A 13,338-nucleotide genomic window follows, 5' to 3' on the forward strand; every position below is an offset into this window, starting at 1 on the left:
TCGAGTAAATTAGGAAACCCGGTCGCTTGGTTGAGCATTGTACCGTCTTTTTCGACTAAGATATTCTGATGGCAGCATCTGGTATTTGACTTTAAAAGATTTGGCAAAATAGTTAGGTGTTGCAAAACCTGCCGCATAAGCAATTTGTGCAATGTTCATATCACTGTTCTCTAACAAATGTGCAGCTTTTTCCAGTTTAATAGATCTGATAAACTCCACAGGCGATAGGCCGGTAACCTCAAGCAGTTTGTTATAAAGTGAGCCCCTGCTCATACTCATATGACGGCTCAGATCTTCTACCGAAAGCTGCGTGTTGTGCAGGTTGTCTTCTACATAAGTAACCACTGTTTTCAAAAATTTTTCTTTCACAGATTCAACCTGAATTTCGGCCGGCTCAATTTTAAGTTGCTTAGTATAAGTGGTTTTGAGTACGCGGTTAAAAACCAGCAAATTTTTAATTTTGATCTCTAAAATTTCAAAGCTGAAAGGCTTGGTCAGATAGTCGTTTGCACCTGTAGCTAACCCATTGATCTGCTCATCTTCACGGGTGGAAGCTGTGAGCAAAATTATAGGAATGTGGCTTGTGCGCTTATCTGCTTTCAATTTCTGGCTAAGCTGAATACCATCCATATTAGGCATCATAATATCGCTAATAATTAACTCGGGGTGGCTGGCCAAGGCTCTTTGCCATCCCTCTTTGCCATCGGCCGCTTCAACTACTTTATAGCGCGCAGCCAGGTTGTCTTTCAAATAAAAACGAAGCTCTTCATTGTCTTCAACAATTAAAACAACAGGACGTGTTTCATGCAGGTTGTCATCATTCAGACCAGGCTGTGGTACGTCGGTCTTAACCTCTGCTTCTGCTGTTGGTATTTCTAAAGTTTGATACTCAGTTTGCTGTTCAGCTACTAACTGTTCTACCGGAAGATAAATACCAAAGGTGCTACCTTTACCCGGCTCGCTTTGAAGTTCAATGGTTCCACCGTGAAGCTCAACAAACTCTTTAACGATAGACAAACCGATACCGCTTCCCTGGTTGAATATGTTTTCTGATATCTTATTCTGATAAAAACGATTGAAGATATTAGCATGCTGCTCCTTTTCAATCCCGATGCCTGTATCGGTAACCTCAATAACCAATTGTGGTTGTGCATTACCTTCTGCCTGGTTTAAGTGAGTGGACAGTATCACCTTTCCACCTTCCAGCGTAAACTTAAAGGCATTAGACAACAAATTGAACAGTACACGTTCCAGCTTATCGGCATCAAAACTAGTGTATAATGCTTCAATAGACGACTTGAAGACAAACGAGATTTTCTTCTTTTCAGAAAGATCACGAAAAGACTCAGCCACCTCCTTTTGAAAAGCAATAATGTCGGCCTTAACCGGATTAAGTTTCGTTTCGCCTTCTTCAATCCTTCTAAGATCAAACAATTGGTTAACCATGTTTAACAACCGCCTGGCATTACGCTTGATAACGAAAACTTGCGTTTGCGTACCGTCTTCAAGATGTTGCGCAAGCAATTTTTCAACAGGAGCCATAATGAGTGCTATAGGCGTACGAAAGTCGTGGCTCAGGTTGGTCAGGAACTTTATCTTTAAGCGATCGAGTTCGTGCAAACGCTCAGCCTCCCGTTTGGCTTCCTCTTGCTTAAAGGTGCGGCGTAGGTTTTGAATACCACGATAACGTATGTACAGCAGTAACGAACCAATTGCGGCGATGTAAAATAAGTAGGCATAAATGGTCATCCAAAAAGGCGGGTCAATCGTAATCGTCAACGACTTAATTTCTCGGGTAACAACGCCATCATTATTTATGCTTTTTACTTCGAAAAGGTACTCCCCAGGACTTAGGTTAGTATAATAAGCCGTTGTTTTTGTCCCGGCGTTTATCCAGTTTCTATCGAAGCCTTTAAGGCGATAATAGTAATGATTTTGCTTAGTACCGGTATAATTAAGCCCTACAAAACTTATCGAAAAATTTTGTTTATAACTGAATTTCACATCTTTCGCAACCGAAATATCCGACTTTAACACATCACTATCCGCGCTGGTTATTTCCCTGGCATCTGTTTTCAAACTGGTGAATATAACCGGGGCCGGGTTTTTATTGATACGGATACCATCCTTTGGCTGTATATAATTGAACCCCTCTGTGCCACCAAAATAAATCATGCCGTCCTTATCTATAATACCAGCATTTTGTTCAAACGAGCCACCCTGCAAGCCATTGAAACTATTATAATTAACAATTGATTTCCGCTTCGGATCTAACAAACTCACTCCCCTATTGGTACTAAACCATATCCTGCCGGATGAATCTTGCAGTATCTTATGTACAATGCCGTTTACAAGCCCTTGCTCCTCGCCAAAAACTTGAACCTGTTTGGTCTTTACATTAATCTTCAGCAAACCATCGCCGGTACCGGCCCACATATTACCTTGGTTGTCTTTGTATAAAGTTTGAATAAGATCACTGGGTAAATTGCCTTTTATACGACTCAGTACTTCAAATTGCTGAGTTTTGGGGTCGTAAATTGCAATGCCATCACCATGTGAGGCAATCCACATTTTGCCCGTATCATCTTCTTCGAAATCGCGTATGTAGCCGTTAACGGGCAAAATCGATTTGTTAGAAGAACCATAATCATGGATGAAAAATTTAAACTTACCGCTTTTAGGATCATAAACATTAACTCCGCCCCCATTGGTACCTATCCATACGTTTCCACTGCGGTCTTCATCAATGCAAAATATGTCGTTGTTATTTACGCCTAAATCCCCAGAGCCTTTTAGAAATTGCTTTGCCGTGTGCTTGAGAGGATCTACCTGGAAAAGACCATCCTGAAAGGTTCCGACCCACAGGCTACCGTCCTTAGTGCGGGCGAGTGCTAAAACACTTACATCTGAGGCTCTCTTTCCCCTCGTTGACATCAATGGATAACGCGAAAAAAGCCCATTTTTAGTATTGTAAATTGAAAGACCTCCACCATCGGTACCAACAAAAATATTGTTCCCTTCGCCGCGGGCAAAGGAGGTAACAAAGCGGGAGCTTAAACCAAATTTATCATAAGGATTGCTCTTTTTTAACCCGAAAAATGTGAGGTTGCGGTCATACTTATTTACCCCTGCTATGTATGAACCCAGCCAGCTAATGCCCTGATTATCGATAAAAATACTACGAATAGACTTACCTGATAAGCTGTAAATGTTGCGTCCGTCTGGCATATAATGCTCAACAGAACCCGACGGTAAGTTTAATATATTAAGTCCGTCCTCGGTACCTATCCATAAATCTTCGGATCCGGCCAGGGCAAGCGAATAAATGATATTACTTGATAGCCTTGCAGCAGCCGGGCTTTGCTCTTTAATATTAGCAAAGTGCTTACCATCTGGTAACAGGCGGCTCAGGCCCCCGTTGGTACCTATCCAAATATTACCCTTTTTGTCTTCTATGATAGCTTTAACAGTATTGCCGGCCAGGCTCTCCGAATCTTTTTCATTTGGTAAAAAAGGAATAAAATGACCCGATCTCCTGTCATATTGAAACAGGCCATGCTTGTCGCCTATCCACATGCGCCTTTTGCTATCTTCAAACACCGTTAAAACGGGCTGGTGCGGCGCTTCGTTGGGAATACCCGATATATTATTAAACTTCTTTACCCTTCCGGTGGCTGGATCCAAAACGTTAAGCCCGCCTAAAGTAGCTACCCAGATATTTCCTAAATAATCGCTGTGTATACCTTTAACGTTAGCACTCGATAAGCCGTCAACCTCGCTGTTTGAATTATAACGATAAAAATTATTGCGTTTGCGATTGTATAAATGCAAAGATCCGCTGGTACCCACCCACAAACGGCGTTTTGAATCTTCGTAAAGACAGATGATTTCATTTGACCTTAAACTATTAGTGTCTTTACCGTCATGACGATAAACTGTGTAATTAAGCCCATCAAATTTAGTAAGGCCGTCTTCCGTACCAAACCAAACTAAACCATAGCTGTCTTTAAGTACTGCATTAACTGTGTTAGATGAAAGTCCGTCTCTTGAACTAATAGAGGTGAAATTATATTTTGCAACCTGTGCAGTAAGCGCATTGGTGAAAAATAAAAGCATTACCGTGAAGGCCAGCGTTTTAAATGCCTTAAATAAATGTAAATTCATAGCTAAAATGCTCAACACCCTATTATCATTTAGTATAAGCAAGCCCCTCAAATTGAACAATAAAATGCAGCTTAAACTAAATGATTCACTTGAGATTAACAGCGGTGTCAGAGTTAGTTTTTATAATTGGTTGAACAAATATACTCCCAATAGCAAATTTGTAATGCAATATTTGTTTAAATAAATTACACTAAGGTTCAAAATACTAAAATATTTGTAAATAGGTTTACTTTTTACAAGTAAGGCGAACAAAACATTTGTGAGATTAAATTACACAATTAACGTAACGTAGAAAGGCAGTATTCAATTAAATTTGATTACCAATAACACGCGTTCTATCCTATTAGGTCTTAGCAACCAAATCATTCAAAATTTAACACTACCACATCATGAATTTTAAACTTAAACTATTCTTATTCTCGGGTGCATCTGCGCTATGTATCGCAGGCTTATCCTGGCGGCCGGTCAGCATCGATTCAGACAAGGGGTTGAAAGACTACTATAAAAAGTACTTTACCTTGGGCGTGGCTGTTACCCCACGCGAATTACACTCCGAAGAAAGTAGCCTGATCACAAAAGAATTTGGCAGCATAACCCCGGAGAATGCTATGAAGATGGGTCCTATCCATCCTGAAGAAAACCGATTTTACTGGCGCGATGCGGATAGTATTGTAGCTTTCGCTCAACGTAATCATTTAAAAGTACGCGGACATACGCTATGCTGGCATGCACAAGCTCCCGGATGGATGTTTAAAGATTCTTTAGGAAAAGACGTAAGTAAAGAAGTTTTGCTGGAGCGTCTTCACAAGCATATTAATACAGTAGTATCACGCTATAAAGGAAAAATATATGCTTGGGATGTAGTAAATGAGGCCATTGCCGACGATACTACCTTTCTCCGTAAAACTAAATGGACTCAAATTACCGGCGATGAGTTCATTAGCAAAGCATTTGAGTATGCGCATGAGGCCGACCCTAAAGCTGTGTTGTTTTATAACGACTACAACACTGAACAACCGGCAAAGCGAGAAAAAATATACAAGCTATTGAAAGGCCTGCTTGCAAAGGGTGTTCCCGTAAAGGGTGTTGGCTTACAAGCCCATTGGTCGGTTAATAACCCAAGCCGCGAGGAACTGGAAAAATCAATCCAGATGTTTTCCTCGTTAGGGTTACAGGTACAGTTTACCGAACTTGACATTTCAGTGTACGCAGGTCGGCAAGGAGGACAATTAATTAACGGAGAAAGGCCCCAGGAAAAAGCGGTATTCACGCCCGAAATGGAGCAACAGCAATTAGAAAAATACAAGATGGTGTTTGATGTGTTTCGTAAATACCGCAAAAACATTACCGGCGTAACCTTTTGGAATGTATCTGACCGTTACACCTGGCTGGACGGACGCGGACGCAAAAATTTCCCGCTGTTATTTGATACCAACCTTAAACCCAAGAAAGCTTACTGGGAAGTGGTAAACTTTTAAACTAAGACTACTCTTCAACACAAAAAAGCCTGCTTAAGCTAAGCAGGCTTTTTTGTGCCCGAAGATTTACATCGGGTTTAATTTTTGAATGCGTTCTCATTACTATAAGTAATAACAGTGATAAGATTTCCTCGTTCGATACGGAATGTATGTGCGACGAAATTGACTTTTCTATAAGCCGGTTATCAACAAAAAGGGTTCCACTTTATGTGAAACCCTTTGTTGTTATTGATTAATTCAGCGCTTAGTTGAGCGCTAAAGTAAGATCACTAATTATAACCATTGTTTTGTGGATACTTAGGACCAGATAATACCGTGTTTATTAAATTCTGAGGTATTGGCCAACGTGCATGGTAATCTTGCACATTTGGACCACCATTAGTGTTATACATTTTATTTCTGCGTACCAGTTGTTGAGTTCTTACCAAGTCGTACCAACGTCTTGGATCACCATATAATTCACGGCTATACTCATCCAAAATCAAATCCATACCACATAATGTAGCTGGGCTTGATGTATTGTTTGGAATAGATAACTGCGCTAATTGAGCAGGTGTTAACTGCATTGCCTGTACGTTTGCAGAATTAACAGTTCCCATAGTAGCTGCGGTAACAGATATTGCATTTTTAGCAATAAACTGTGCATCATCCGGAGTACGGTATGCAGCACGTTTTCTAAGAACGTTTAACATATCTGCAGTTGTACCTATATTACCTAACATATAATTAGCTTCGGCATTCATCAGGTATACTTCTGAAAAACGCATCAGGATAATAGGACGACTCGAGAAATCACCTGTACCTGTACGCTTTGGATCATCAAACTTTTTAACCGTTGGGAAAACAACGTTGTTAAATTGTTTAGGCGTTACAATCAAGCCTTTGAAATTGTCTCTGCGAGCCATGTCTACATCAACACTCGGCATCAAAATAGCAGTATCGCCATCTAAAGGACGAATGTAAGCGCTGGTAGACGGGCCAGTTGTAGGGATAAGCTTTCCTTTTAAGGTAACCTGATCGCTTTTAACTCCGGCTGCCACATTCGTATTACAGATCCAAAAAGTTTGGAAGGTGTTATCATAACGGCTGTCATGAACCTGATCTGCAAAAGCCACATTCATAGTATAACGTGTATTTGGCGCCAAACGGGTATAAGGCCTGCCACCATATACATCACGGAACATACCCGTTTTGTTGGTAAGTTTTTGCGGAACAGCATCTATACCGGGAATATTATCAATACCGGGGCCAACGTAATTCATACGTGCCAACACATAAAGCTGGTTTAAACCGAAACCACCAGACCCCTGAAGTGTATAACCAGTATATAAAGGATCAGTCGCACCACCAAAATCAATGGCAAAAACATTCTCTTTCCCATAGTCGTTAGCTGGTTTGTGCACATCACTATAGTCTTGCCACAAATCTAAGCCGTAAGTACCCTTAGTATTAATTAGCGCAGCAGTCAAATCCGCAGATGCTTGAAAATCAGCTGATTGCTTAACTTCCGAGTAGCCTCGAGTTAAATAAACTTTAGCTAAGTATGCCTTAGCCACTGCTGCTGTAGCTGTTTTACCAACTCCCGCTGCAGAAAACGGATTAGTAGTGGTAATGGTATTAGGCAGTTCGTTAGAAGCTTCTGTCAAATCTTTAATAATCAAATTATAGATATCTGCAAGTGGTGCAGGCGCATCGGCTGTAGTAGCTTGAGTAATAAAGGTGGTATGCAATGGAATACCACTCTTTTGTGTTGCCGTAGTACCACCATAGGTTTGTACTAAATAAAAGTACAAAAAGGCGCGCAAAAATTTAGCTTGCGCAACATATTGTGTTCTGGCAGCGACATCAGTAATTGAACTAGCATACTGAAAAACACCATTTAACGTGTTAATATCAACATAAAGCCCAGTTATATCCGGAGCGTTTGATGAATTAATACCATTAAAAGAATTATAAACTATAGGATTGGGGCCGGCACTACCGCCAGGTATAGTTTCATCTGTACCGTTATAATAGAAAACTAAACCTTCACCTGAAAAGGTATTACGAAGGTCATTGTAAACACCTGTAACGGCAGCTTGAACCCCGCCAGGAGTAGTAAAATAGTTTGGATATAGTTGCGCTCTCGGATTTTCTTCCAATAACTTTTTACAACTGGTAGCTGATGATAAAATTGCTGCGGTAGCAATTATAAAACTTGCTTTATTTAAAATTTTCATGTTCTTAATTTTAGAATCGGGCGTTTATACCAAAAATGAAATCACGTGTTTGCAAACCTGGACTTAAAGCTAAACCTCTATAATTGGCGTTGTTAGCGTCTTGTCCGCCCACATTACCAGTGGTTATTGAATTTATTACCTGTTGATTATAAACAGATTCAGGATCGGTTACCGAGAAACTCTTATTCATAATTGGTGCGTAAATAATAAACGGATTGGTCACGTTTGCGTATACGCGTAATGAATTTAAACCAATGTGCTTTGCAATATTGCTCGGTATATTATAACCCAAATTAATACTTTTTGCCCTTATCCATGACCCATCATAATATTGTAGGGTAGAGTAATAGTTGCTTTGTACTTGAGCATTTGGCATTGGGAACGCATTGGTAGGGTTGGTTGGAGTCCAATAATCAATAACCGGTTGGTTATGGCGACCTAAGTTCAAAAACTGCCATCCTACATAAGCTGAATTTGCTGAAGAAACGTAAGGTACTAAAGTCGTAAACTTCATACGGCCTTGAATCACAATGCTTAAGTCGAAGTTTTTATAACTAAAACGGTTAGTCATACCAAACTGATACTTCGGTTGAAAGTTACCGATTATCTGATTGTCTTTTGCGTCTATTATACCATCTTTATTAACGTCTTCTACACGAATTTGACCAGGATATTGAAAAGTACCAGCCTGGCCACGCACAGGTAAATAAACGGGGCCACTGGTTTGTGGCTTAGAATTATCTATACCTGGGCTATCGCTTATTTGCCATATACCAATTTTTTTAACATCATAAATAACATTTAGTGGCTGGCCTACAAACAAACCTGAAGGGATATTAAATTGAGCACCATTTGGCAATTCAACTATACGTTCGCGGCTAAACGACATGTTATAATCAGTTGACCACGTAAATCCACCAACATTTTGTAAATTGATGCTGCTTAATGTAATCTCTAACCCATTATTTGCAGAGGTACCTAAGTTAGATATCTGTGAGCTTGCTCCGTTGGTTATTGGTAGTAAGTTTGGTAAAATAATACCAGTTGTTCTTTGTTTATAAACTTCTATCGAACCGGTTATTCGATTTTTAAGTACGCCAAAGTCCAACGCCAAATTGTACTCTGTAGTACGTTGCCAGGTTAAATTGAAGTTTGGCAGCCTAGTTACTAATACACCTTGTGCATTACCGGCCGATGCACCACCATACTGGTACTTGGTAGAATTTAACTGTCCAATTGTTTCATAAGGGTTAATAGTATTTGTAGTTGAAGTAACGCCATAACCTGCACGTAATTTTAAATTATCGATAAAGCTATAACGCTTAATAAAGTCTTCATTACTTAAAACCCAACCTAAACCAATTGAAGGATAAGTATTGTACTTTCTACCCGAAGCTAACGCCGAGTTTCCATCAGTAGTTACTGATGCCGTTAAATCGTACTTGTTATTAAATGCATAGTTTACGCGGGCAATGTAGGAAACTAAACCTTGTTCCCTATATGCGCCACTAACTCCACTAATAGTTTGAGCCAACCCAAGGTTGCTATTACGCACAACATCAAATGGTATACCAGTTGCATCTATCCTCGAATCTTCATTATGTTGATTTTCACTTCTGAAAACCGCAACAAAATTAACGTGGTGTTTATCATTAAAGGTGTTATCGTAAGTTAGCAAGTGCTCTTGTGACAAACGATACTGATAATTGTTAATGGTTGATGCGCTTGTACGCGATGCGTTAACAATATCTACATTGTTAATACCACGGTAAAGTCCTTGCAATGACTGCGAGAAGTTGTAGTTTACAGTAAAGCGGTATTTGAAATGATCAACCGGTGACAATTCTCCATAAAGGATATCGTTATGTACGAATCCACGAGTATTGTCATAATACTGATTAGGGCTTTTGCCTGGAAGCAATGGATTAAGGAACGTTGCATCTACCTGATCTGACTGTGGTATAGGATTAATATCACCATTAGGCAAAAAAGGATAAGTTAAAGGACTGATGTAACGTGCAGACAATAACTGATCACCGCCGCCTGCATTAATTAAACGCAGAGTAGTTTGTGTAGTTAAACCAAACTTCAACAGTTTACTCACCCTATGATCAAGCGTAGCATTTAATGAAATACGCTTTGTATCATTATTAGGCTGTAGGCCGGTGTTAAGACGATATCCTCCGCCTAATGTAAATTGAGTTTTCTCTGTTCCACTTGATATACGTAAGCTTTGATCCCAAACTATAGACGGTTTAAGTAACAAATCAACATAATCTGTACTAATTCCTTCGTTTAACGCTTGAGTTTCAATACCAGTGAGTTTATTAGGGTTTATTGGAGAGTTGTTAGCATAGCCTTGCAAAACTGCACCTTGAAGTGCATCGTTTTGTAATTGAGCAAACTGCTGACCATCTAGCAATTTAATATTACCTTCTAATTTACTAACGCCTACGTAAGAGTCATACGAAGTGACAGTTTGTCCAACACGGCCACGATTAGTTGTTATTAACAAAACACCACCAGAGCCCCTTGTACCGTAAATAGCAGTTGCAGAGGCTCCTTTTAATACATCTATGCTTTTAATATCGTTAGGATTGATATTTTCAATAGAGTTATAGTAAGGCTGGCCATCAAGTACTATCAACGGGCCGTCTTTACCAGGAGCAGCACCAATAGTACGGTTACCTCTGATAGAAATTATGGGCCCACTGCTGCCAGATACCACATCTACGCCTGCTACCCTACCTTTAAGTTGATCGGCAAAGTTCGATGCGGGTATTTCCTGTAATACTTTGGCATCTACAGTGGCTACTGTACCTGTAACGTCCTGCCTGCGCAAAGTACCATAACCCACTACTACTACATCGCTTAAACTACTGGTGTTCCGGGTAAGCGGTATATTGCCAAGATTGCCGCTCTGTCCGGCAATAGATTTTTCGAGGTTATTGTAACCTATATAAGATATGGTAATGGTTTGTGTAGTTGCCGCCACGTTTAATGTAAACTCACCGTTTACATTAGTTGTTGAAACGGTTTGCGTACCGTTGGCACGCACCGTGGCGCCAATTAATGGTTCGCCTTTTTCGTCTACTATTTTACCCTTAACCGTTTGGGTTTGGGCAAATAGTGCTGTAGAAAGCATAGTTAGCGCAAGGGCCATAACATAGGTTTTCCACCATTGAGTAAGTCTGATTATTCTCATGAAGTGTATTTAATAAATAATAATTTACAGATCGGGTGTACCCCGCCAGCAATGGCTGGGAGCGTTGATTTGCATGGATGGCATGCTTAATTGGTTAAGTTGCTTTTTGTCTCATATCATTAGGGTTTGTTCATAACTAATTGGCTAAATTCCCAATGCACTTAAACTCAAATAACAACCTGCAATCGATTGCAAAACTCGTTGTGCCGAATAAGCAAACGACCCTGGAAAAGGATTAAATGATGCTGATAGTATTACTGATGTTAATTTGGTTTACGCGCGGAGCGAGGTTTAATTGTTGGGCTCTAAATTCGATGCTTTACACAATCAAGCGTGCTACACACGAATAAAATAATAGCACGAATGTTCAATTGACCATAGTAAATATTGCGTAAAACCACATTAAACCGCATTATTGAAAAATAAGCACAAAACATGAACCTTAAACATTTGAAGTTACTCATGTAGATTTCACAAAACATTAAATGTTTTGGATTGAACAATTTTACTAGTTATGATCCCCAGGTACAATCTGAAAGGATTGAAAATTTAAGGAATAAAAAACTCAAATTTGAAGTTGATAGCGTTTGAACATTATTGTTTTATTTTTTTACAACCCTACTCTATTGATTTAAGTAAGTGCAGTAAATTAGCATATCCAATAAATAACCTATATAATCAATTATCTTCTCAGATGACTAATCAATTGCTCCGTTTTTCAGCGGCATTGTTTTTTGTGCTCACCGTTTTGGCAAGTACGCTCAAAGCCCAACAAGCGCATAATCCCACCATCTATGCCGATGTTCCCGATTTGTCGATGATACGTGTGGGCAACACCTACTATATGAGCAGCACTACCATGCACATGAGCCCGGGCGTACCCATCATGAAATCTACCGACCTGGTTAACTGGAAGTTGGTAAGCTACGCTTATGATAAACTCGACGATGTTGATGAATTAAACCTAAATAACGGCAAAAGCACATACGGCCGAGGATCATGGGCAAGCAGTTTACGATACCACAACGGCATGTATTACGTATCTACCTTTGCGGGTACAACTAATAAAACATACATCTATTCTACACGGAATATTGAAAAAGGGCCATGGAAAGCAGTTTCCTTTAAACCTGCGCTACACGATCATTCTCTATTTTTTGACGACGATGGTAAGGCTTACATGGTTTACGGCGCCGGACGCATTATGCTGGCCGAACTGAACGATGACCTTACCGGTGTTAAAGCAGGCAGTGCTCCGCAAGAAATTATTACTAATGCAAGCACCGCTGCAGGCCCAAATGTTGGCTTGCCTGCCGAAGGCTCACAGCTATTTAAAATTAAGGGCAAATATTACCTGTTCAACATTTCGTGGCCTAAAGGAGGCATGCGTACGGTGCTCATTCACCGTGCCGATAAGCTAACAGGGCCGTATGAAGGCCGCGTAGCACTCCAAGACAAAGGCGTTGCACAAGGCGGACTCATTAGCACGCCAAAAAACGATTGGTACGCCTATCTATTTCGGGATTTTGGCGCTGTAGGACGCATCCCTTACCTGGTGCCGGTTACCTGGCAGGATGGTTGGCCAGTGTTAGGCCAGGATGGAAAAGTGCCTATGGAAATAAGCTTGCCGGCTAATAAGAGTATTATTCCCGGCATAGTGGCTTCTGATGAATTTAAACGTAAGAAAGGCGAATATCCTCTACCTCTTGTTTGGCAATGGAATCATAATCCTGATGATAAGCTATGGTCTGTTACACCACAAGGTTACCTGCGCCTTACCACCGGCAGAATTGATACCAGCATTATGCTGGCGCGCAACACGTTAACGCAACGTACCTTTGGGCCGGTAAGTGGTGCAACAACAGCGCTCAACATAAGCGGTTTAAGAAATGGTGATTGCGCCGGCTTGCTCCTGCTTCAGAAACAGTTTGGATGGGTTGGTGTTAAAGCCGACGCAACAGGTAAGTTCATTGTGATGGTTAACGGCGAAACCGGTGTAGCCATTGAAATACAACGCCTGACCCTATCTCAAAAAACGGTGTACCTGAAGGCCGAATGCGATTTTCGGAACCGTACTGATAAAGCTGCATTTGCTTATAGTTTAGACGGTAAAACCTGGACGCCTATTGGTAACGCATTACACATGGCCTATACCATCCCCCATTTTATGGGTTACAGGTTTGGACTGTTTAATTATGCCACCAAAGAGCCCGGAGGTTATGCAGATTTTGACTTCTTCCACATCAGCGATACCATATCAGATCGTTAATTG

5 protein-coding genes are annotated in these 13,338 nt (G+C 40.5%); 2 read left to right on the plus strand and 3 right to left on the minus strand.

Annotated elements, in window-relative coordinates; all coding sequences use genetic code 11:
* Window positions 1-9: 9 nt before the first annotated feature.
* On the minus strand, window positions 10-4,164 hold the full coding sequence (locus tag IEV61_RS16890) for a hybrid sensor histidine kinase/response regulator transcription factor (protein ID WP_188418227.1): 4,155 nt from the start codon (window positions 4,162-4,164) through the stop codon (window positions 10-12).
* Window positions 4,165-4,553: 389 nt separating this feature from the next.
* On the opposite strand from IEV61_RS16890, the gene IEV61_RS16895 reads away from it, so the two are divergent.
* A complete protein-coding gene (locus IEV61_RS16895) occupies window positions 4,554-5,642 on the plus strand; it encodes an endo-1,4-beta-xylanase (RefSeq protein ID WP_188418228.1) in 1,089 nt (362 codons plus the stop codon).
* Window positions 5,643-5,911: 269 nt separating this feature from the next.
* On the opposite strand, the gene IEV61_RS16900 is transcribed toward IEV61_RS16895, so the two are convergent.
* Both IEV61_RS16900 and IEV61_RS16905 read right to left on the minus strand, forming a co-directional pair.
* Window positions 5,912-7,861, minus strand: coding sequence for a RagB/SusD family nutrient uptake outer membrane protein (locus IEV61_RS16900; RefSeq protein ID WP_188418229.1), 1,950 nt, complete (start codon window positions 7,859-7,861; stop codon window positions 5,912-5,914).
* Window positions 7,862-7,871: 10 nt separating this feature from the next.
* Window positions 7,872-11,066, minus strand: coding sequence for a SusC/RagA family TonB-linked outer membrane protein (locus IEV61_RS16905; RefSeq protein ID WP_188418230.1), 3,195 nt, complete (start codon window positions 11,064-11,066; stop codon window positions 7,872-7,874).
* Between the two features lie 694 nt (window positions 11,067-11,760).
* Here IEV61_RS16905 and IEV61_RS16910 point away from each other — a divergent pair.
* The gene (locus IEV61_RS16910; RefSeq protein WP_188418231.1) at window positions 11,761-13,335 is read left to right on the plus strand and encodes a glycoside hydrolase family 43 protein; all 1,575 of its coding nucleotides are present in this window, start codon (window positions 11,761-11,763) and stop codon (window positions 13,333-13,335) included.
* Window positions 13,336-13,338: the final 3 nt, after the last annotated feature.

Origin of the sequence: Mucilaginibacter galii, from assembly GCF_014635825.1 — a bacterium.
Lineage (GTDB): Bacteria > Bacteroidota > Bacteroidia > Sphingobacteriales > Sphingobacteriaceae > Mucilaginibacter > Mucilaginibacter galii.